A 24,082-nucleotide genomic window follows, 5' to 3' on the forward strand; every position below is an offset into this window, starting at 1 on the left:
ATTTTCCCCTTTGGAAAAGGGAATCCAAAAAATCCGGGGATAACAGCTACTCTCCAGGTTATTCTGTCATCAGAGTGGGCCGTGTAAAATCTTTAGTTCAACTTATATAGATCTCCTTTGTCATTTGGCTCCTCAATATGCACCATAACCCGAACCAGATAATCCTCCGCATGCTGCAGCACAATCTCATCCTGCATGTAATCCTCGTAAGCATCACCCTTAATGACATACTGTTTCTTCTCTATATGATCAAAGATTTGCGGAAAAAACCTCTCGGTATCTCCATAGTCGGCTCTGGCATAAGAAACAAGATAATATCCCTCCGGCATATACGCCTGTTCATGATGCTCTGTTGTCATGTAGCTATACATATGGGAGATCATATCTCCATCCTTGCGTAGCAGATCTGCTTTAGGAATGATGACGCCGCCGGGATAACCGAGCGGGGCATGTTCCTTGTTCAAACGTACTCGAAAATCCTCCCAAAGTTCCTCAGGGAACTCCTTTTTGGATGAGTAGATACGGCGGCTCAGCAGCAAGGGGGTTTCAGGTTGCCAGATGACATGCATTTGGCTGGTGTCGAGGTGCATGGATTGCTCTATATTTTCCGCACGCTGCATAATCATTTGTTTGGCCTGAGTCAGTTTGGCAATCTGCAACTGTAGATTCTCCTCCTGTTTGCGCAAAAGTTGAAGAGTCGTTTCTGGAGAACGCTCACCGAGATGTTGCTGAATCTCCTCCAGGGACATGCCGAGCTCTTTGAAAATATGAATAACACCGATCGTTTCAAACTGGCTGTGGCTGTAATAGCGATAACCGTTATCTGCAACATAGGCAGGCTTGAACAGACCAATGCGGTCGTAGTAAATGAGGGTTTTGCGCGAAACCTCGGACAGCTTGGAAAAAGCGCTAATGGACAACATTTCATTGGAATGCATAAGTACCTCCAGGTCGAAAATAATGGATTGACTGTATAGTTGCTATACAGTTTATAATACAGCTGTTCTGACCGCCGATCTACCTTTAGATCGCAGATCAGCGTGTTTATTTTAGATGAGGAGAATGCTTATGGTCAGGAAATTACTGCAAAGTGTACGTGAATATAAAAAGGATACGTGGCTGACGCCTTTGTTTTTACTTGGTGAAGTGGCCATGGAAGTCATTATTCCGCTGTTTATGGCTGAATTGATCGATCAGGGGATCACGGGGGGCCAGATGAATCAGGTAACCAAGTACGGCTTGATTCTGGTGTTGCTTGCCCTGGTGTCTCTGGTGTTTGGAGCGCTGGCGGGTAAACATTCTGCAATCGCAATGTCGGGATTTGGCAAAAACTTGCGTTACGACCTGTTCCGTCATGTGCAGCAGCTGTCGTACTCCAATATGGATAAATTCTCGACCTCAGGGATCGTCACCAGGCTGACTACGGATATTACGCATGTGCAAAATGCATTTCTGATGATTATCCGGATTGCCTTCCGCAGCCCGGTCATGATGATTTTTGCAACGATTATGACGTATCGTATCAGCCCGTCCATCGCTACATGGTTCGTGATTGTTATACCCGTGCTGGCAATTGGCATGATGATTATCATGAAGTATTCTTTTCCGATATTTGAGCGTGCCTTTGACAGTTACGATGATCTCAATAAAGTTGTGCAGGAAAACGTACGCGGTATCCGGGTTGTGAAATCCTATGTGCGAGAAGAGCGTGAGGTATCCAAGTTTCAGGTCGTATCCCAGCGAATATTTGCACAGATGGCTAAGGCAGAACGCATTCTGTCGTATGAACTTCCATTGATGCAAATTGTGATGTATGCCGTGATGCTGATGATCTCATGGATTGGAGCCAAACTGGTTGTGGGCGGAAACATGACTACCGGGGAGCTTACGAGTGTATTCGCGTATTCCATGCAAATTCTAATGAGTTTGATGACGCTGGGTATTGTTGTCATTATGGTTGCCATTGCTCGGGCTTCGGCGGGAAGGATTAATGACCTGTTAAGTGAACAGCCGGACATTACCAGCCCTGAATCGCCAGTTACAGAGCTGCACAGTGGCGAGATTGAATTCCGCAATGTGTCCTTCCGTTACTCAGGCAAAGCCGAGAATTATGCCCTGTCTGGCATCAATCTGCAAATTTCTTCGGGACAGACGATTGGTATTATTGGAGCTGCGGGCAGTGCAAAATCTACCTTGGTACAGTTGATTCCACGTCTATATGATGCGAGTGAGGGTGAAGTGCTTGTCAGTGGTGTCAATGTGAAGGAGTACGATCTAAGTTTGCTTCGCAGCCAGGTCGCGATGGTATTGCAAAAAAACGTCCTGTTTGAAGGCACGATTAAGGAGAATCTGCGTTGGGGCAATGAACATGCTACCGATGAAGAGTTGATCGAAGCGTGCAAAGCAGCGCAGGCACATGAGTTTATTTCCACGTTTCCGGATGGATATGACACTCATTTGGCACAAGGCGGTACGAACGTTTCGGGAGGTCAGAAGCAGAGACTGTGTATTGCCAGAGCTTTGCTCAAAAAACCGAAGATTCTGATTCTGGATGACTCTACCAGCGCGGTAGATACACGGACCGACGCGTTAATTCGCAACATTTTCAAAGAAAGCATACCGGATACAACTAAAATTATCATTGCCCAGCGTATTGCATCTGTGGAAGATGCCGATCAGATTGTCGTGCTGGATGAAGGCAAGATGGTAGATATCGGAACCCATGAGGAACTGCTGGGTCGAAATACAATTTATCAAGAGGCTTATTATACACAGACGAAAGGCGGTGAAGCACTGGATGGATAACATTCAATATGGCCGGACGATAAAACGTCTGCTAACCTACTTTAAGTATTACAAATTCAGAACGACACTAGCGCTGATCCTGGTGCTGGTGAGTTCTGCCGTCTCTGTTGCTTCAGCGGCCTTTCTGCGATTGCTGATCGACGACTTTATTACGCCGCTACTTGGAAATCAAAATCCAGTATTTGATGCCTTGTTACAGGCTTTAATCATTCTGGCTGTGATCTATGCTGCTGGAGTCATCAGTATATTTGTCTCGAAACGGCTGATGATTACCGTCTCACAGCAGATTATGAAGAGGATTCGTGACCGCTTATTCGATCACATGCAGAAGTTGCCGATTAAATATTTTGACCGTAAAGCCCACGGGGATATTATGAGTCATTACACGAACGATGTGGATACGCTGAACATGATGCTGACGGATGGATTGCCCCAGCTGTTGTCCACTGCCGTGACAGTGGTGGTCGTTCTCGGTACGATGTTGTTTCTTGATGTGCCTTTAACGATCGTGGTTGTGCTAGGTGCACTCGCGATGCTTTGGGTTACCAAAACCGTCGGTACCAAGGCAACCGAGCATTTTTTTCAGCAACAGGAGTCTATCGGGGTTGTGGATGGATATATCGAGGAGATCATTCATGGGCAAAAGGTAGTGCAAGTGTTTGGTCGCGAGCAAAAAGCGATGGAACAATTCGCACATCTGAATGAAAAATTGTTTGACGACTCGGCGACAGCTAACAAATATTCGAATATTCTCATGCCAATCAATGAGAATCTGTCGACATTAATCTACGTGCTTGTGGCTATTGCGGGCGGAGCTATGTCCATATCGGGCTGGAACGCCGGTCTGAGTCTGGGGATTATTGCAGCTTTTTTGAGTTTATCCCGTAATTTCACAATGCCGATTGCCGAAATCTCCTCGCAGGTCAGCATGTTTGTCGTAGCTGTTGCAGGGGCTCAGCGGATATTTAACATGATGGATGAACAGCTTGAAGCAGATGAAGGCCGTGTGACCTTGGAAAAAAACAAGGATCAGGCCGGATGGGTCTGGAAACTGGAGGACGGAACAAGCGTTGTTCTGAAAGGCAAAGTGGAGTTTAAGGATGTCAGTTTTACGTATGGCGGAAAGAAACAAGTGCTCCAGAATATTACGTTATATGCCAAGCCTGGACAGAAGCTTGCGTTCGTGGGTGCAACGGGTGCAGGCAAGACTACTGTAGCCAACCTGCTCAATCGTTTCTACGATATAACTGAAGGTGAGATCATCTATGATGGCATCAACATTCAGCGTATTCGCAAAGCAGATTTGCGGCGTTCCTTGGGAATTGTACTGCAGGATACCCATCTGTTCTCGGGTACGGTCGCTGAGAATATTCGCTACGGAAGGCTGGAGGCCAGTGACGATGAGGTCATTCAGGCGGCGAAGCTGTCGTATGCGGCGAGTTTTATTGAACGTCTGCCTGACGGGTATGAGACCCGGCTGGATGGTAACGGCAATGGACTGTCACAGGGACAGAGCCAGTTGCTAGCGATTGCCAGAGCAGCGATTGCGAGTCCGCCGGTCATGATTCTGGATGAAGCCACTTCATCTATCGATACACGTACCGAAGCGCTGGTTCAGAAGGGGATGGATAATCTGATGCAGGGCAGAACGGTATTTGTCATTGCCCACCGTTTGTCTACCGTGCGGAATTCCGATGCCATTATGGTGCTGGAGCATGGTAAGATCAAGGAACGTGGCGACCATGAACAGCTGTTAGCAGCGAAAGGTACGTATTATCAATTGTATACTGGAGCTTTTGAGTGGGATTAATGTGACTGATCCAGAGAGTGCTCGTAAAACAGCTAAATGGTAAGATAGAAAAAAGAGAAATATAAGATAGACAAGACCAAAAGAGCCGTGCATATTGCATGGCTCTTTTTTGTCGGACAGATACTTGCTGAAGGAAGAAGCAGATATGCGTTTAGGACGGATACTCTGAAGTTTGCTCAAGAACGATGTGGTTTACAGCAACTACATCAAACTACAGGTTCAGTCTGCTTTTTAAAATACTGCTCAATGATCAATTCAAGCACACGTTCCGGTACGGCACGCTGTAGCTGGGCCAGATCACCAAATTCCATGCGATACGGCTGCTCGGTGCTGCTCGGAATCCAGTAGGGAAGTGGTTTACCGGTGGAGTCCAAGCCGTTGGGATCACCTGTCGCAATGAAGTTCGAGAGATAGTTACACATCTGGCGTGCCAGATCATAATGTTTACCCGTGAAAGGACGCCAGCATTTGGCGAGTGTTTCAAAAAAGAACCACAGATCGACCGAATGGAACGTGCCTGGTTGATCCCAGCCCGGAATGTCTGCGTCGAAATTATAATAATAGAGCGGTGTTTCCGACGGATGACCGCTATTAGAACGGATTACAAGCTGAATCGCATGTTCAATCATGCGCACAGAAGCCAGCTGTAAGGCATGATCCAGATCGCCAGTATCGGCTTCACATCGCTCTAAAAAGGAAGGAGCATCCTCGTCAAATAGCTCTGTAGCCATCTGTTTCAGTTCCTCCACACTGTTTACCGCAGGCCGGGTCCAGAACTCGGAGGACGTATGCCCAAGCATGACGGGAACAAGTTCACGCTTATGTTGCATGAAACGAGTGAACGGATCACCTATACAGAACTGATCATCAATGACCGTTCCCCAGAAGCTTCGATATTCCAGAATTTTATCCCGTAGTGTGACGGCATCCAGCTGTCTGGCTTCATCCAGAGAAGATACACCAAGGAAACGAAAAAATTCAACGCCTTTCTGCTCGGCATCTCGCAGCGTACTGCGAACAGCGGGTACAGGAACGTTTGGATATAACTCTGTTGCAATACCGCTCATGATGACAGCTCGCTGAAATAGGCCTTTATTTTGCGGAGAGGTCATCTGACTAAGAACACTGCCACCGCCAGCAGACTGTCCCCCAATTGTAATTTGATCCGGGTCACCGCCGAACGCGGCAATATTACGCTTCACCCAGGCTGTTCCTGCCTGCTGATCCAGATGTCCAAAATTCGCCGGTGCGTGAGGTGACTCCGCACTGATTTCTGGATGGCACAGAAAACCAAATGCATTCAAGCGGTAATTGATGGTCACGACCACAATGCCTCTGCGCGCAATGCGTTCACCGTCAAATTCCATCTCGGCCGTGTGACCGACTTGGAGCCCCCCACCAAAGTACCAGACAAAGACCGGTAGTTTCTCATCGGTTCGTTTGGCAGGTGTCCACACATTTAGATACAGACAGTCCTCATTCATCGGCAGATCAGGATCAACCGCCCATTCTCGCGTATAGATGTTATTATCATCAATGACGGTTGGTGCCTGCATGGAGGTCGGTGCAAAATCAAAGGCTTGCAGTACACCATCCCAATCGGAAGCAGGCTGTGGCGCACGCCAGCGATTCCGGCCTACAGGGGGCGCGGCGAACGGAATACCTTTAAAGCTTGTAATACGTGGATCTGCGGCAGGCAGTCCCTGAACTTGACCATTTTCGACCGTAACAGTTCTAAGCACACAACATTCTCCTCTCTGAATTGAACATCGTTCATGTATGTCGATCCAAGATGTTTGGTTGCGCTTACAAATCTGCTGGGCAATATGCCCTCTGTTTCTATCATAAGCAACTTGAAGCGTTGTTTCCAGCATCGAAATTAAACCAATAACCCCTCATAATGATATATAATGACTGGGATCACGAAAGGAGTTGCTGACGTGGACACATTATGGCGAGACGGGAGCAGGGCGAGCCAGTTTTTTTTTATCAGCGGCGGACACAAACCTGTAAACCTTCATCAGTGGGGACCAGGTGTACGTGACGTCTATGCGCTACACTACATCATTCGAGGGCAGGGTACATTGGAAACCGGAGGCCAGCATTATCGGCTGGGTGCCGGAGAGAGCTTTATCATTTTTCCGCAAAAAGAAATCTATTACTACCCCGACCCGGCGGACCCGTGGGAGTACGTATGGATTGAGTTCAACGGACGAGACGCAGGGCGGATCGTAGATTTGACACAACTATCGGTTAAGCACCCTGTACTGCCAGCCGCACCGGAAACGATGGAGATGTGGTTTCATTTGGCCTGGAATGCAGGTGCATCACCAAGTGAAGTATTAAGAGCGGATGCACGTTTGCAGCTGTTACTGTCCTATTACATTGAATTTTTTCCGAGCGAGAAGCAGACAGAAACCAGAGATGAGGTATGGATGGCGAAAACTTATATCGAGCAAAACTACTGGCAATCATCCTTGACGGTAGCAGAGATTGTACAGGCCGTAAATCTGGAGCGAAGTTACCTGTTCCGCAAGTTCAAGGAAGCTACAGGTGAATCGGTGTCAACGTACATAACGGCATGTCGTATCCGGCGTGCCTGCGAGCTCCTTGAGTCATCTCAATTGTCCATTCAATCCATAGCATATTCGGTAGGATATAATGATCCGCTTTATTTTTCTAGGGTATTCAAAAAGGCAACATCATACACGCCATCTGCATATATGATGTTGCACCAGAAAAAAATAACTAGTAAGACATTTACAAGTAACGTTTAGCGAAAAAGTGCACAGTTCCCGGACTCACGAAAGTAACGAATGAGCTTCTCAATCGGCTCCCGCCCGCAATTCAGCTTCACCCCAAGACAGTCGATGCAGACAAATTGCCGGGCTGTTAATGAGACTAATTTCAGATAGATGCCGACATCGTCGGAAGTGAGCGGAACCTGACAGTTGGTGCACAGCCGGCTTTGTGCCATTTATTTCACCAGTTTGGCTCGCACGACGAGACAATCATGGGCCGCTACGACGGGAGCATAACGCTCGCGGAATACACCGAGTTCCTTGTGCTCCCAGCAGTCATAGAGAGACAGGGAGTAGCCTGATGCGTAAGGCAGTCCCATATCCCAAAATTGCAGGGATAGTTCGCGCTGGCTGTCGCTCAGATTGAAGAAACCAATCGCTAGATCACCGTCCGTAAGCACCTTCACCAGCATGAATACATCATCGGTATGGAACCATTGCGGCTCAGGTTTGATGCGGTAAGCCCCGCGTGCCTCTGCGTCCTGATTAATGGCAAGCAGATCGGGGTTCAGCAAAATGTCTTTGGTAACCTGATTGGCTTTGCGCACATCACACCCAATCATAAGCGGTGAACCCATCATCGACCAGAGGGAGAAATGGGTTTTGTACTCAATATCGTTGCAGCCACCAATGCTACCGATAAAGTCATTGTTACTTCCGCCGTACATACCAACGATGAGCATATCCATATCATTGTGGCAGAAGGAGCCCGTATAGCTTTGTTTTCCGAGCTGTGAAAGAGCAAGCTCTTTGACCGAATCCCAGTTATCACGGATATCCCCGGTGGAACGGTACATATGGGCCCCTGATTCACGAATCCATTCGTAGACATTGTCCTCTCCCCAGTTGCAGGCGGAGAAAAGAATATCGCGGCCGCAGTTTTTGAGCGCAAGACTCATGCGTTTGTATAACAATTCGCCAGAGATATGGCGCGGCTTGAAGCAGTAGTCATATTTTAAATAATCCACGCCCCACTCGGCGAATAATGCCGCATCCTGAAATTCATGCTCGAAGCTGCCTGGATACCCGGCACAAGTATGTGTTCCGACACAGGAGTACATGCCAAACTTCAAACCTTTGTCGTGAATATAATCTGCAAGCGCCTTCATTCCACTCGGGAATTTGGCAGGGTCTACGACCAGATTGCCGTCCGCATCCCGCTCCTTCAGGCTCCAGCAATCGTCAATGACAATGTACTCGTACCCGGCGTCACGATATCCTTCCGTTACAAACACATCGGCAACATCCCGAATCAATTGCTCATTGATGTCCCACGTAAACGTATTCCATGAATTCCAGCCCAGCGCAGGGGCAAATCCCATCATTGCATTGGTGTTAATACTCATGATCTGACTCGCTTCCTTCCTTGTCCTGATTCCTAAATTTTTTAAAAAAAACCTAATGCCATCTTCTCCATGTTACAAATAGGGGGATTAATTATCATGTATAACTATCATGAACTTAACGGATTAAGGGGCATTTCAACCATAGCCTGACGTTGCTTGGACATGGACAAATGTTGTTTAGGTTAATAAATGGTATATGGAAGGAGATAATGTATGTTGAGGGGAGCTAGTGTCCCACTGTTAATTCTGATCTGGATGTGTACATTAAGAGTAAAAATAAAGATACCGTGAAATACGATATCTCGAAAGGCGACAAATATTGAATTACCATCACTATGTAATATAACCCGTATAATTCTCAGAAAATTGCAGATGGTCAGGGATAAATTTTCAATTCCTTATGTAGATCATACATCATCTTTGTAAGAGGTTTATTTTTAAATTGGTCCTCAGTAATTTCGGGTCCGAAAATAATTTTTTTGATTTCTGAATCAGATAAATTGATTTTGCCCAATACTTTTTGAATTTCCTCGTTTTGTGTGTTGTTGTACATCTGTTTTTTTTCGATTAGTTCAAGTACCTCAGTGCTATGAATCTGATACGCTTCACGAATTCTCATTCCTGCAATATTATGTTCGGTACCACTTTCTGTTTTTACAATAATTTTCATATCATCTGAAGTGGTTCCATCATAAGTGAACGTTATATCATTGATCCAGTTGATTGAACTATCAAAAGGAGAGGAGAATTCTAATTTCTGTGCCCCCTTTATTCTGTTGCAATTTCCACACACTGGTATTAGATTATACAGGCAAATTGAAAACAAAGGAAATTTAGCTTTACTAAAGAAATGATCTAATTGTGCTCCTGCAACATTGTCTGCCCTGCAATTGATATAATCTCTATTGCAATAGGGGCATACATTAAGACCGGAACTTCGAACTAATCTAACACGGACAGAAACCTTGTTAACCTCCGAATTTGCAATAATTGAGTAGGAGTCATGTAGTTTTTTATATAATTTCTTCATAGGAGGATTATTTTTATCTGATTTTATAAAGGATTCTTTATTCATTATTTCAAGGCTATTTTCATTGATAAAGGAGTATGCTTCCTTTAACTTTTGCAAAGGTGCAAGAAGTAGGGTCTTAAATTCATCACTGCTCTCATCAAAGAAGTTAGTGGGTAGATATTTTTTACAACTTTTCAAAATTAGTTTTTGACAAGGGGTGGGGATTTTGTCAATAACAGCTTTCCAATATTCACTTTCAAACTTTTCTGAATAATTTTGAATTTGAATCATTCTGTCTCTTTCCTTTCTTTAATTAATTTAAACTGTTTAATCTTGAGATTTAGTTCATCTCTCTGTTTAACTAAAAGATCCAACTCAGCATCCTCACCTAACTTTTGGCTAAGAGTGAGCATCAGTTTTTCTCTGTATACTAGTTCACCAATTTTATTAATCAATTGGCTCATTTTTTCATATAATTGTTCAGATTCAAAAGGAGTGTCAAAGTATTGTTTTAGAAATGTGCTGATTTTGGGCTTAATGTTATTGTTTTCATCAGGACTCAGTAATTCACTGACATCTACAATGAATTTACGACTAAATTCACCTATGGTGTAATTCATAAAAAAATTATGTGTAAGGAGTTTGTGTATATTTTGGCCAAATGTTTGGTCAAACTCGGTATCTTCTTTTGAAAGATAAGAAATGTCCTCACTAAGAACATCAGAGATAATGAATGGTGAGTTTGTCGTAATAACGATTTGGAACTTAGATTCGGTTTTTGAAGCATGTATGAGATCAATAAGAATCTTAATGTAGTTTCGCTGCCATTCGGGGTGATAATAAAGCTCTCCTTCATCGACAAATAGAAGTGCAGTTTCTCCTTTTTGTAATGCTTGATCATCACTAAAAAGTTGGGTCCCAGCTAAATTCTCAAAAGTTTTTGAATACTTTCCATGCCCCTCTAGAAACCAGTAGAGCTTAGATAGAAAAGAAAATTTAGCATGCTGTCCAGATGAAAAATGTCCAAGCTTGGCATCAGGTAAAGTAAGAAACTGACTTATAGAGTTAAGATTTTCATCTAGATTTTCAACTAATATTTGTGTTTCAGGAGGTTCAGATAAGGTACTTAGCACAAAAAAATTCTTATCTTCTGGGAAATCAAAATATTTCAAAAGTTCCTCTTGTACCAAATAGTCTAAAAAAGCAAGTTGATAACATAGATCCTTGTTGAATGTTTCAGATGGCCTGTCTCGTGTATCTTTATTAATTATAGCGTTTTTTATAACATTTCTTTTTTCAATGAAACTTGAATTTTCAGAATAATCAACGTGCCTTGAATCAATAAGAGATTTGGCATAATCCTCTTCATTGTCTTCTTTTTCTCTTTTTATCAGTTCTTCAATATCAAATAGACTATCTTGATTAACACTGAGCATACTTGAGAAATATACAACTTTGCTTAATTCATTTCTACTTTTATATGCTTTGTGATTAAAGGAATGGGCACCTGAAGTCATGGTACTGTTTATATTTGTCAAATAATATGGTTGATCTCCTAAATGGAATACAATAAAAAATTCGATGTTATTCTCCATTATTTTATAAGGCTCATATTCAAGTTCATTTACGACTCCGTTATTACATGAAATACGCTTCTCTTTTATGATATGGATAAGACGGAAAAAAGTATCTCGTAAAAAATCTACCGTACTGGTTTTGCCCATACCATTCTTGCCAACTATACATGAAAGTGAGTAGACTTTATTTCCATAAAAGTTTGGGATCTCATCGGAGTTTAATGAAATTTTGAGTTCTTTAGTGTTAACGTCATAAGTGAATTTATGGTCAAAATCAATTAGCTGAGATTTAATACCTCTATAACGATTAAGATAAAGAAGTGAAAACTTAAGAGGCCTGTGAATGTACTCTGATTCTTTTGAATAATCTTCATTTATGAATTCCAAAACTTTTTGTTCTGATTCTATTGAGCGGTAGTTATCTAACATCCAATCTTGATAGGAGTATTCGAAAATTACCTCTGTACTAGGATTATCTATGTAGGTAATAGATACCTGTTTATTGTCAGAATGAAGATGCATATTAATAATTGCTTTTTCATCTATGATAAACTGTCTATCGAAAGCACAAGAATTTGTCCAATAGCCATAAATACTTTTTTTATGATTATCTATTATTAATCCAAGCTTGTCCGACGTTAGATTTTCATCGAGATGAAGATAATTTCTAATTAAATGTTCTTGGACTCCGTATTTTTGATAAAGACCAGAGTTCATTAAATCTGCTATAAGTAAACTGTCCAAAAAACTGAATTTATATTTTTGCTTTTCTGAAACAGGTAATGCAGAGTAATTAATGATGGTGAATACTTGGTTTCTGTATACACCTTTATTAACGATTTTATATAACTCGTACTTTTGAAGTAAAAGATCAATAATTTCTACAGGAAGATATTCTATATTCTCCCGAATACTTTCAATCCCACTGAAGGCGAAACCGAAATCACTTGGTGTTCCAGCATTAGTAATATGTCTATAAATTGCTTTAACTGTAGCATCTTTTTCTTTTTGTCCAATTGAACTGTTGTCTTTAGGATAAAATTTACAGAGAAATTTGATTGCTCTTTGATTATCCGTGAAAGTCCCAAAGTAATTTTGGTAGAATTTAACCAAGCCTGAGTAGAGCAAACTTTCTATTAGAAGGTCATCCAACACATCGACTACTTTTATACGTTTTTGCTCGATCGTATTATAAAACCCATAAGCCACATGTCTGTGGCGAAGTAAATTCTTATATTCATCATAGGTCTTAAGTTCATTGTGGCTTGATACCATGGAATCTAACAATTGTATAGCAAAAAACATAATATCATTCTCATAATCGTCAGTTACATATGGCCTGGAATGTACTACTTCTATAGCTTGTTCTTCCAATTCAAAGACATTATCTAAAGAAGATAACAACTCCTTTATATTCATAGAGTCAATCTTTAACAATTTTTTTTTTCCTGCGGGTATGTATTGTTGAAAATTCATTATTGCTTTTTTGATTTTTCTTAATTGTTGTTCCTCCATAATTGAAGATTCCTTTCTTTAATAAATTTAATTGCTTACTATATATTATTTAGGGTCATTAAAAGAGTGAAGTTAAAATATGGTAAAAATCGGTTACAAAGATTATCCTTCTGGCGAAGCTTTTTTTTATCGTTTATACTTGTAAAGCCAATTTACTTGAGGAGTTGTCTAACGAATCATGAATAAAAAAGAAGTCGCGCACATTCGCAAACAATTCAAGCTGGATCATGACCTGCTGAACATTTACGACATCCTGAATGTCTATATTACGAAAGAAACCAATGAAGTCTATCACTGGGAACGTCATCCGTTTGAACTGGTGGATCGGGAGAAGCAAGAGTTATACATGGGTAATTTCAAAAAATTGCTGACAGGTGAACTGGATCAGAAACTGTTCGAACTGAAGTTCCAAGAAGAAGCGGAGGAGCCGGCACAGGTGATGCTTCACCAGGCACTCGTCACAGGTGACCCGGATGAGTGGCAGGATCTGATGCTGTTGCTTGTCGATCGTATGATGGCTGATGCCAAGTTTGAACGGGATATGGTGGTTACGTTTATTAAAGGGCAGTATTATCTGCCAACGAAGGCGAGAAATGAGGCAACAGAGGAAAGCGAGAAAAATGAGGTCTTTGCTCATCCCTTCATCCTGTGTAGTGTGAATTCCACGGAGAAACAGCGGAAGACGCTGCTCTTCGATTATGTAGAGCGGGAATTCAAGTACAACATCATCGTTGATCCGATCATCAAATTAAGCACGCCGGAACAGGGTTTCCTATATCCAAGCGTTACGGACAACTATTCCGACGTAAATCGTGTGCTGTACTGCACGGGCAAATCCAATTTCCCGGACCCTCATTTTGTTGAAAATGTGCTGAATGGGGAACGTTCGGTGACGGCCTTGGAGGAGCGCGCAATATTCGAGGATATCGTCAAAGAAATCACGGGTGAGCAGATGGATGCCACAACCCTGGCTCATGTATATGAAGAGATCAACCGGGTTATTGAAGTGAACGAGGAATCCCATGAGGAAGAGCCACCGAAGTTGGATTACAAAGACGTAGAACGTCTGCTTACAGCCAGCGGCGTAGAAGAACTGACCACCGAGAAAGTGGAACGTGCATTCGAAACAATCGTCGACAATAAAAACTATGAACTGAAGGCGAACAGCGTGATGCCGAAGTACACTTCCAAATCAATCAAGATTGATACCAAGGTGGCGACCATCTCGATCAGTCCGCAGGATCTCAAATATGTGAGACAAGTCAACTATCAGGGAAGACGCTGTATTATGATTGAAGTGGATGAAGATGCGGTGATTGAGGGATTCACGCTGGCTACGGAGAATCTCTAAATAAACTTCAGCTTAAACATTCAAAAAGCCCAAGCTTGCGGTCATTCCGCCAGGCTTGGGCTTTGTTGTCTTGGTCTGTTTGTCTCTGTCTTTGTGTCTGTCTCAGCTAAGATTGACGTAACAACAGCTGAATATCGGCTGCTGGGCGGGAGCCAAGCTCCTCGTGAAGCGATTCCTCGAGTAACTGGTATTGCCACTGGGCTTCAGTCCGCCGCCCCAGCGAAAGATAGATCACGATTTTTTCACGGTGAATATCCTCCCGAATCGAATCGATCTGCAGAATTCGATCCAAATAATGCAGTGTACGCAGGGGTTGCTTTTGCTGGATATGATATTGAGCAGCCGTTTCCATCATTGTGATGAAGTCCCTCTCGAGCTGCCTTGACCATGCGAGTGCCCATTCATAATGCCGCCCTTTCAAAAGTTCACCCCGGTACAAGGTATCTATTCTTTCGAACATCTCAGGTGAATAGGTTGAAGTTTGACGGATCTGGCGAAATAACGCTTCAAACTCATACAGATCACAATCGATGGAATCCCGGTCAATCCGAATCCCGTTTCGATCCTTCTGGATAAGGGGAACATCGCTGTTATCTCCAACCGCACGCCGGACGTAGTAAAGTGTTGAGTTGATATTAGTCCAGGCTTTCTGCGGACTGAGATCCTTCCATAACGTATCAGCCAGTACATCACGGCTAGTCGATTTCGCACATAAAAGAAATGCGAGTAACTCCTCTGTTTTCGGCGTTCGTAGCTTCACAGGGATGTCCACATTCGCTCCATCAAGCACGGTAAATTCGCCTAACATCCGCACAGTCAGACGTGGGGATGGGGATACCGGCTCCGATGAGATAGCTGTGTCCCGGAGAAGTTGCTGCAAGCGCTGAATCGTACGACTTACACGCTCGGCTGTCACAGGTTTGATGATATAGTCGATGACTTCTTTTTCAAAAGCCTGTACGGCATATTCCTCATATCCTGTCACCAGCACGATCGGCAGGGAGGGGTGATGCTTGCGCAATTCGCCGATCAGTTGCATCCCGGAGATTCGTGGCATGGTAATATCCAGGAAAGCAGCATCAAAACTGTGATTTGCTGCATATTCGCAAGCTTTCTCGGGATCATGGAATACTTCGCATACCTCAATGGCTCCACTTTCAGTCAAAATCCGTTTTAGTCGTTTGAGCGATAGATCCTCATCGTCTACGATGATTACTTTTATCATGTAATGTACCCCCCGTTACCCTTCATACTCTGGTGTTGAATGGGAAGATCGAGCGTAATACGGGTTCCTTCACCATCATGACTTTCCATCCGAAAATCCCTGTTATACAGCAGTTTGAGTCTGCTGGATATATTCCATAAACCGACACCTGTGCTACCATCGGCGACCTGGCGGAGCTCTTTCATTTTCTGTTTCGTCATACCTATGCCGTTGTCTTCAATGGTAAATCTGGTTTCCGTTTCGCTGAGATTGCGAATAGATAGCATCACACGGCCGCCGCCAACACGGGACATTAGACCGTGCCGAATAGCATTTTCGATCAAGGGCTGCAGAATCAGCGGCGGAATCTGCATAGTTCGATCCACATCAGCATCTACATCAATAATGACTTCGAGTCTTGATCCGAAGCGTGCCTGTTCAATGGCTACATAGGCCTCGATCATACCCAGTTCGTTCTCCAGACTGGTCTTGGAATCCAGATGTTTGAAGTGAACACTGCCTCGCAAATAACTGGATAATTGTAAAATCAATCGTTCTGCCTCATCTGGCGCATCCACACATAATTCGGCAATGGCATTCAAGGCGTTATACAGAAAATGCGGGTTAATCTGGGACCGCAAAAAGGAAATTTCGGCATTGCGTGCAGCCTGAACAGATGTTTTCATCCGGGTTAGACCCCCGATCCGTGCAAGCAATTCCTCCGACTCAAAAGGCTTGGATACAAAATCGTTGGCACCTTTCTCCAGCGCAAGCTTTAATTGATGAGCTTTATTGCCTGCGGTTAGCATGAGCACAGGGAGTTCGGAAGGGGAGAAGCGCTCCCGAATCCGATCAAGCAATTCATAACCTGATATGCCTGGCATCATGATATCGGCAATCACCAGATGCACGGCAGGAAGTTTGTCCAGCAGCATCATTACCGATTGGGAACGGGATGTAACGGCATAACTGTACCCTTCCAGCTTCAGCATACTCACGATCGTTTGCAGATTGGCTGCATCATCGTCAACCACGAGAATCCACTCATTCCGTACCCCTTGCATAATGACAGGTTCTTCATATCTCAGTGCTCGATTTCCCGAAACCGTAGGCGCCATGCTGAAAGGCGTCACGTTGGCACGTTTCTCTTTTTTACCTTCAGCCAGTGGGAACGTCAAAATAAATGTGGCGCCTTGACCCAGCGTTGATTCGGCGTGAATGGTTCCTCCGTGCATCTCAACAAGTTTGCGCGTGATGCTTAGACCCAAACCTGTGCCTCCGGCAACCATTGGCCCCGCGTCTGCTTCCTGTTCGAAAGGCAGGAAGATATGCTCCAACTTGTGGGGGCTGATGCCGCGTCCCGTATCGGTAATGCGCAGTGCTGCTTTTCCCTGAACGAGTGTAGCACTTATCCGGACAGAACCCTGTTCCGTGAATTTGATGGCATTACCGATCAGGTTGTGCAGAATCTGAACAAGACGATTCCCGTCTGCATAAATTGCCGGGAAATAGGCTGGGATGTAGTTGATCAGTTCCACCTTTTTGGTACCAAGCAGGAAGGAGTGCATGCGCAACACCGATTCGACATAGGAGGACAGGTCTGTGGCTGAACGGTGCAGTGAGATGTCCCCATGCTTCATTTTGGAATAGTCCAGCAGCTCATCCACTAGGTACGTCAAACGTCTGCCACTGCCCGTCACAATCGCCAGATTATGTGCTTGTTCATCGGTGAGCGGGCCTTCCGAACCCTTGAGCAGACTTTCACTAATATTAACGATGGCATTGAGCGGTGTTTTGAGCTCATGTGACGTGTTGGATAGAAAATCATCCTTAACCTGATCGAGTAGGAGAAGCTGATCCTTCAGAGAGCGAACCGTAAGATAGGCCTCGAAGAGCCGCAGGACGGCTAGAAATAACATCAGGATGCTGAACAGTACGATACATACCTGTCCGATATTAACGTTTTCCTTTAGTGAGATCGAGAACAGGTTGATGTCCAGACAGTACAGCGTGATACAGAGCATGGCTGCGTACCATAGAAAGCTTGATAACCGTTCTCCCTTCTCGCTAAGCACAAACCGCAAAGCACATTGCACCAAAAGCCATAGCAGAATCAACGTGTACAGTCCGATAACATAAGGTGCGGTAAGCACGTAGACGGAGATAGGAAAGAGTACGAGCAAACTGATATATGCGCCAAAAATAAACAGCGTTACAGAAGTGAGAACCCCTGAGAACATGCCCGTTCTGAAACGGTAGAAATAAAAGATCAACAAGCCGAGACAGGCAACGGAGCAAAAATCCTTTAATTTATATAACGTACTAAATGAAAGATCTGTGCTTGCTGCTGCCAATACTCGTTCACTGATCATGCCATTGTAGAGGGCATACAACAGGCATACCAGGCCGAGCAGTAACAGAGAGTCATCCCGGTTTCGATATAGCGCAGATCCCAAATAACTGATGAGAAAAATGATGGATATGGTAGCCAATACAGCCATAGTTGCCAGTTCAATGGCTGTGCGGTTCTGATGGCTTTTTAGCATGGCAGCCTGTTCTCCAAAAAAAAGCGGACCCGAGATGCCTGCATTCGGATAGTCATAGTTGGCGACCCGAACCAGTATTTCAATATCACCGCCATGATACGGGAAAAATGCGATTTGTGGTGAATTGCCTGCCTGGTATCCTGCATTTTTTTCCACGGCTTGTCCGTCTTCCATCAGTTTGGTGCCATTGACGTAAATTTCACTGGCAAAGCGAATGTTGCTTTTCTTGATGGCAAGAGTGCCTTCAACGGGTGTATTTCTTAGGACAAGCCGGTATGTAGCAAAACCGTAGGACGGTAATCGTTCATCTCCTACCCGAACGGGTCCCCAAGTACCAGGAACCTCGGCATAAGCATCAGGGGATGCTAGTGTTCCTTGTTGTTTTTGATCCGCGATATGGGCCGGAACGGGGAATAGCTTCTTCCAATAAAATTCCCATTCACCGTCCAGCCTGATGCGATTCTCAAGTTTCGGATTCCAGGTCGATAGATCCAGAATGCCTTGACGGGCATGGAGCGCGGCAGCTTGCGGTTCTCTTGCCGTGGATAGAACCAGCAACGTAACAGCAAGTATCACGGTGAGAACAACACCTGAAATTCGTAATAACACGTTCTGCTACTCCTTTGGGAGATTACCAATCATCTCTAGTATTCTATCGGCATTGTAGCGGATATCCCCAAGGGGTGCAATTCAATATCGACAAAATTCTTTGTTTATTTTTTGTTTATTGTGATTTTGTATAATTCGAATGTGTGATATGTCGAAAGGATCTAGTGAAAGTATCCAAAGACCTATCTTTGCGCAACTCTGGACTTATGGGTCTGAGAGTATGGAGAGGGAAATCACAACATGGTGTTGACGGAACTTAATGATTGGGTGTACTTACAGCAGCCGGGGTTGTAAAGTGCAGTTACTTATGAAGCAGTGTTAATAAGATGGCTTTGTTCAGTGGCCATCTATGCAAATCTTTAAGTCTTTTTGATTTACAAATCAAACTTAGAAAGGAAGTAGAACATGAGCAAGAATCTGAATGCCAAAAAAGCTGTATCTATGATACTCACCTTTTTATTAGTCCTGAGCGGTATCCCCGGATTTCATAATTGGGGAGGAGACCATGCTTACGCAGCCACCGAGACTTGGGCTTCTTTAGGAGTTCCAGGTATTAGTACTGGAGAAGCTGAATACAATTCCGTAGCCTTAGACCCACAAAATACTCCTTATGTTGCTTTTGCAGATAAAGGGAACTCTGGTAAGGCGACGGTCATGAAATTTGTGAACGGCCAGTGGCAAACTGTAGGAAGTCCTGAAATCTCGTCAGGAAAAGCCTATGAATTGTTCCTTGGCATTGATAAGCAAGGTACACCATATCTTGTTTACACGGATGAAGCTAACGAAGGTAGGCTAGGCGTAAAGAGGTTCACTGCTGGTCAATGGGAGTATGTGGGGGGGAGCAATATTTCACCAGGATCAGCGATTGGTATGATTGCCTTTGACTCCGCAGATAATCCATATGTTCTCTATAGAGACTATCCAAACCAGAACAGAGCTAAAGTTGTGAAGTTCACGAATAATGTATGGTCTACCGTGGGAACGTGGGTGACTTCAGGCGACGCCAATGAGATGGCTCTCGCCCTGGATTCAAAGGATACCCCTTATGTAGCCTACAGTGACGGGACAGACAACTATAGGTTGTCTGTTAAGAAGTTCGACGGATCAGCGTGGAGTTACGTGGGAGCTACCAAGCTTACAACTGGTCAATCATCGAACCATGCGATCGCAATCGCACCCAGCGACGTTCCTTATGTTGCTTTTACAAATCAAGACAATTCTTATAAAACTACTGTACTAAAATTCACAGGTACCCAGTGGGAGAACGTTGGAAACATTGGTGGCATTTCTGTTGGCTCGTCCAGAGAAAATACACTGGCTTTCGATTCTATAGGAACTCCATATGTTTCTTATAGTGACAATGGAACCATGTTCGGACAGCGGCCTTTTGGAGTTGTCAAAAAGCTCAGCGGGAATCAGTGGCAACCTGTTGGAGGAAGTAACTTCACTGGACCGAACACCCTTAATCAAGTGCAGTATGTATCGTTTGCCTTGGGATCCGATAACATTCCATATGTCGCTTATCAGGATCAATCCGCTAGTAAGAAAACAACCGTGAAGTCTCTTACTACCCAGTATAACGTCAGCTACAATGGCAATGGTCATGAGTCAGGTAGTGTGCCTGTAGACATGCAGGGCTATTCTACGCTGTCGCCCCTTGTCACAGTAGCTGAAAACACCGGAAATATGGAGAAAGAAGGCTACATCTTCTCACACTGGAATACTGCAGCAGACGGAACAGGCACGGACTACAGTCCGAATGACACCTTCAACATTAACGGCGCTGACGTTACACTCTATGCGCAATGGGTAAATGGGAATTCGGATGTTACCTTCGTCACGAACGGAGGCACCCCAATCTTGTCGCAGTCAGTCGGCCATAATCTTATGGCAACAGAGCCATCGCCACCGAGTAAAGCTGGATACAAGTTTTTAGGCTGGTATACAGATATCGAGCTGACACAAGCTTATGATTTTCAGTCACCTGTGACTAGTAATCTGACTCTATATGCCAAGTGGCAGTCCGAGAATGCTACACTGTCCAGCCTGAATGTAGGTCAAGGCACTCTGGAGCCAGGTTTCTCGTCAACAGAGTTGGATTACCAAGTGGAAGTAGCTCCCGAAGTAACGAGTCTGGACTTCTCCTTCTCCAAGGCAGAGACCAGCCAGACAATCAGTGTCACTGGAGCAACCGAGCAATCCGTTACTGATGATGTGTATTCCTATACGGCTTCTAACCTGATGACAGGCTTGAACCCTGTACAGATCAAAGTGACGGCCGAGGATGGCAACAGCAATACCTATAACCTGAGCGTGAAACGTCTCGGTGAACCTAGTAACAACACCCAACTGGGTGGTCTTACACTGAATAGCGGTACATTATCTCCAGCCTTCTCGCCAGAAGAGCGAAATTACCAAGTGGAAGTAGCTCCCGAAGTAACGAGTCTGGACTTCTCCTTCTCCAAGACAGAGACCAGCCAGACAATCAGTGTCACTGGAGCAACCGAGCAATCCGTTACCGATGATGTGTATTCCTATACGGCTTCTAACCTGATGACAGGATTGAATCCTGTACAGATTACGGTGACAGCAGAGGACGGCAACAGCAACACTTACAATCTGATCGTAAAACGTCTCAGCGAGCCTAGTAACAATGCCGACCTGGGTGGTCTGACATTGACTAGTGGTATATTATCTCCGGTCTTCAGCCCGGATGTGGAGCATTATACAGCAAGCGTGAGCAATTCAACCCGCTCCTTGGTGGTTAGTGTCACCTCTGTTCAGGAGGGTGCGAGCGTTAAGATCAATGGTACGAGTGGAAAAAGTGCAGATATTTCGCTCGCTAACGGACGAAATACAGTAACGATCGAGGTGACTGCTCCGAACGGCAGCACCAAGAAGACTTATACATTAATCATTACTCGCAGTAATGAAGATAACGGTACTGGCAATACTGGAACTGGTGGAGCAAGTAACGGAGGTGGAGGCGTTACCTCACCAGTGACCAATAATAATACCAGCAGTAACGTAAAGGTACTGGTGAACGGCCAGGCACAATCTGCGGGAACCTTAATGACTTCGACAGTGAATGGGCAACAGGTCGTGACGATTTCTGTGAATGCGGAAGCGATCGCCCAAAAGCTGAATACCGAAGCCGCTGGCAGCGTAATCACGATTCCAGTTACGGGCAGTAGTAGTGCGAATACAGGTGTAATTATCGGTGAGCTGAATGGACAGACGGTGAAGCTTATGGAAGATAAGCAAGCGGTGTTGGTACTCCAGACAGATACAGCAAGCTACACTTTGCCAGCAAGTCAGATTCGGATTGGCAGCGTGGCTGAACAGCTTAAGTTGAATAGTAACGACTCCCTTGAGAGCATCAAGCTTCAAGTAGAGATTGCCCAAGTAGATCCAACTACGGTACAAGCAGCGAATTCCGTTTCACAGCAAGCTGGATATACGCTGGTCGGAATACCTGTGGAATTCAACGTAATTGCCAGCTATAACGGTAAGACTACACCTGTAAATGAATTCAGTAGCTACGTAGAGCGTACGATTGCTCTTCCGGCAAACATTGCTCCAGACCAAATGACAACAGGTGTCGTCATTGATAAAGATGGCAGCGTTCGTCATGTACCAACGAAGATTACAATAATAAACGGAGCATATTATGCGAAGATTAACAGCTTGACCAACAGTGCATATAGCATTGTGTACTCTCCTAAATCCTTCACGGATGTGGCTAACCACTGGAGTAATATAGCAGTGAACGATATGAGCTCACGTATGATCGTGAGCGGCGTATCAAACAGCAATTTCGAACCAGATCGTAGCATTACACGAGCCGAATTTGCAGCCATCGTCGTACGTGCACTGGGTCTGAAGCCGGGTGAAGGAAGCACTGGCTTCCGAGATGTGAATGATAAAGACTGGTTTGCAGATGTCGTGAAGACTGCTTCTAAATATGGTTTGATCGGCGGCTATGAAGACGGCACATTCCGTCCACAAGAGGAGATTACCCGTCAGGAAGCGATGACTCTGATCGCAAGAGCCATGAAAGTGACAGGATTGGAAGGTCGGGTGCCTGCTGATGCTGCGAAACAGTTGTCCAGCTTCACAGATGCAGAACAAGTAGCCAGCTGGGCAAAGGAAGCAGCCGCAGCCAGTGTCCATACGGGACTAGTAACGGGTCGCGGTTCGAACACGATTGCACCATTGCAGTCGATAACAAGAGCCGAGACAGCGACCATCCTGAGAAGACTATTGCAACAGTCTGACCTGATCTAAAGATTCGTTTGCATATTTGAGTTGTGAAATGGAGTCAGTCATAGGAATAAATAAAAAAATCCCGGAAGTCTGCAATGACTTTCGGGATTTTTTTATGTAGTTTAGACCCAGCCTGTAAATGCCAAAATAGATGCTTTGGCTGATTGGGCTTCCATGTGAGTACCTGTGCGCCAAGCCTTCGGCGACTCACCCATTAATCTGGCGAAGCAACGGTTGAAGCTGGAAATGGACCTGAACCCGACTTGCTCAGAGATCGAGAGCACCGAGGCATCGGTACTTTTTAATCGTTTGCAAGCCTCTTCTACGCGTGTACTGTTTAGAAAATCAAGAGGGGTCGTACCCATAATCTCATGGAACTTGCGGCGAAAATGGGTGGTGCTTAGATGACACAGTTCTGCAAGCTCATCAATCGTCACCGGCATCATGTAATTCCTCGTGATAAATTCCAGAGCAGGGGATATAACCAGATCAGGCTGACGGCTCTGCCTTTCCGTTTCCCGCATCTGTTCTAGTTCCAGCTTCTGCTCTCGGCTAAGCCCGTTCTCATCGCTCGCATGAATTCGTAGCAACTCAATATACAGCGACATTAATAATCCATACGCACTCTCTCGATAAAATGGGGTTTGCCGCTGGATTTCCTCTACAATCGATGTGGCCAGCATATACACCTTCGGATATTGATCTTTATGTAACACACAACGGCCTGCTTGAATAGCTCGGAGATTGGGTTCCATGTTACTCTGCGGTGTTTTTAATGAATGCTGGAACAGTTCCTCTGGCGAAAAAAAGAGATAGGCCCACCTGCTTGCCGTATTAGGTGAACTGTATGTCGTATGGGGCAGGTAACGAGGTAGGAATGTAACATCTCCGGCTCGAAAAGGAACGTTTTCTCCCTTGATCTCCATTACACCTCCATCGGAGTAACAGATGCCAATCTCCATATGATTATGGAAATGTAGGTGCTCACTCTTCATATCAGAGATTTTCCAGCGTTCCCCGCTGAGTAGCAGAACAGGAAAGTCTATGGGCAGGCTGTAATGGCGGTATTCAATGACAGGTTTTTTCGGTTTGGGCATGTCCGGCTGCTCCTATTCGTCGGATTATAAATGATCGAAATTGCGCAGTTTTGTTACGAATATGCTTAGATGCAAACTATTTTACTGCGTACAATGAAATAAGTAAAGCGTTTACATCACAGGACGGTCACTTCTTAAACTCA

Annotated in this window: 14 protein-coding genes; 5 read left to right on the plus strand and 9 right to left on the minus strand. The window is 44.6% G+C overall.

Annotated elements, in window-relative coordinates; translation table 11 throughout:
- Positions 1-92: 92 nt before the first annotated feature.
- The gene (locus H7T88_RS10935; protein WP_221788434.1) at positions 93-938 is read right to left on the minus strand and encodes a MerR family transcriptional regulator; all 846 of its coding nucleotides are present in this window, start codon (positions 936-938) and stop codon (positions 93-95) included.
- A gap of 130 nt (positions 939-1,068) precedes the next feature.
- Here H7T88_RS10935 and H7T88_RS10940 point away from each other — a divergent pair, with 130 nt between their 5' ends.
- The gene (locus H7T88_RS10940) at positions 1,069-2,805 is read left to right on the plus strand and encodes an ABC transporter ATP-binding protein (protein WP_221788436.1); all 1,737 of its coding nucleotides are present in this window, start codon (positions 1,069-1,071) and stop codon (positions 2,803-2,805) included.
- On the plus strand, positions 2,798-4,615 hold the full coding sequence (locus tag H7T88_RS10945) for an ABC transporter ATP-binding protein (protein WP_221788438.1): 1,818 nt from the start codon (positions 2,798-2,800) through the stop codon (positions 4,613-4,615). Before H7T88_RS10940 ends, H7T88_RS10945 begins: the two co-directional genes overlap by 8 nt.
- Before the next feature lie 206 nt (positions 4,616-4,821).
- Here H7T88_RS10945 and H7T88_RS10950 read toward each other — a convergent pair whose 3' ends face one another.
- On the minus strand, positions 4,822-6,357 hold the full coding sequence (locus H7T88_RS10950; protein ID WP_221788440.1) for a carboxylesterase/lipase family protein: 1,536 nt from the start codon (positions 6,355-6,357) through the stop codon (positions 4,822-4,824).
- 198 nt (positions 6,358-6,555) lie between these two features.
- Between H7T88_RS10950 and H7T88_RS10955 the strand changes: the two genes are divergently transcribed.
- The gene (locus tag H7T88_RS10955; protein ID WP_312027606.1) at positions 6,556-7,392 is read left to right on the plus strand and encodes a helix-turn-helix domain-containing protein; all 837 of its coding nucleotides are present in this window, start codon (positions 6,556-6,558) and stop codon (positions 7,390-7,392) included.
- On the opposite strand, the gene H7T88_RS10960 is transcribed toward H7T88_RS10955, so the two are convergent.
- The 4 genes from H7T88_RS10960 to H7T88_RS10975 all read right to left on the minus strand — a co-directional run bounded on the left by H7T88_RS10960 (position 7,389) and on the right by H7T88_RS10975 (position 12,866).
- The gene (locus H7T88_RS10960) at positions 7,389-7,592 is read right to left on the minus strand and encodes a hypothetical protein (RefSeq protein WP_090923182.1); all 204 of its coding nucleotides are present in this window, start codon (positions 7,590-7,592) and stop codon (positions 7,389-7,391) included. The genes H7T88_RS10955 and H7T88_RS10960 overlap by 4 nt on opposite strands.
- Entirely contained in the window at positions 7,593-8,762 is a 1,170-nt protein-coding gene (locus H7T88_RS10965) for a glycoside hydrolase family 27 protein (RefSeq protein WP_221788444.1), read from the minus strand. It abuts the gene before it with no gap.
- 376 nt (positions 8,763-9,138) lie between these two features.
- On the minus strand, positions 9,139-10,065 hold the full coding sequence (locus H7T88_RS10970; RefSeq protein ID WP_221788445.1) for a hypothetical protein: 927 nt from the start codon (positions 10,063-10,065) through the stop codon (positions 9,139-9,141).
- A complete protein-coding gene (locus H7T88_RS10975) occupies positions 10,062-12,866 on the minus strand; it encodes an AAA family ATPase (protein WP_221788446.1) in 2,805 nt (934 codons plus the stop codon). The genes H7T88_RS10970 and H7T88_RS10975 overlap by 4 nt, the downstream gene beginning before the upstream one ends.
- 178 nt (positions 12,867-13,044) lie before the next feature.
- Between H7T88_RS10975 and H7T88_RS10980 the strand changes: the two genes are divergently transcribed.
- Positions 13,045-14,217, plus strand: coding sequence for a DUF4317 domain-containing protein (locus H7T88_RS10980; protein WP_221788447.1), 1,173 nt, complete (start codon positions 13,045-13,047; stop codon positions 14,215-14,217).
- 106 nt (positions 14,218-14,323) lie between these two features.
- On the opposite strand, the gene H7T88_RS10985 is transcribed toward H7T88_RS10980, so the two are convergent.
- Positions 14,324-15,442 (minus strand): response regulator, encoded by a 1,119-nt coding sequence (locus tag H7T88_RS10985; protein ID WP_154891665.1) that lies wholly within the window; start codon positions 15,440-15,442, stop codon positions 14,324-14,326.
- A complete protein-coding gene (locus H7T88_RS29030) occupies positions 15,439-18,576 on the minus strand; it encodes an ATP-binding protein (protein WP_221788448.1) in 3,138 nt (1,045 codons plus the stop codon). The genes H7T88_RS10985 and H7T88_RS29030 overlap by 4 nt, the downstream gene beginning before the upstream one ends.
- A 405-nt stretch (positions 18,577-18,981) precedes the next feature.
- Between H7T88_RS29030 and H7T88_RS10995 the strand changes: the two genes are divergently transcribed.
- Entirely contained in the window at positions 18,982-22,863 is a 3,882-nt protein-coding gene (locus H7T88_RS10995) for an S-layer homology domain-containing protein (RefSeq protein ID WP_221788449.1), read from the plus strand.
- A gap of 101 nt (positions 22,864-22,964) precedes the next feature.
- Here the strand turns inward: H7T88_RS10995 and H7T88_RS11000 are convergent, their stop codons facing one another.
- Entirely contained in the window at positions 22,965-23,939 is a 975-nt protein-coding gene (locus tag H7T88_RS11000; RefSeq protein WP_090923168.1) for an AraC family transcriptional regulator, read from the minus strand.
- Positions 23,940-24,082 lie beyond the last annotated feature (143 nt).

Source organism: Paenibacillus cucumis (ex Kampfer et al. 2016) (assembly GCF_019748695.1).
Classification (GTDB): Bacteria; Bacillota; Bacilli; order Paenibacillales; family Paenibacillaceae; genus Paenibacillus; species Paenibacillus polysaccharolyticus.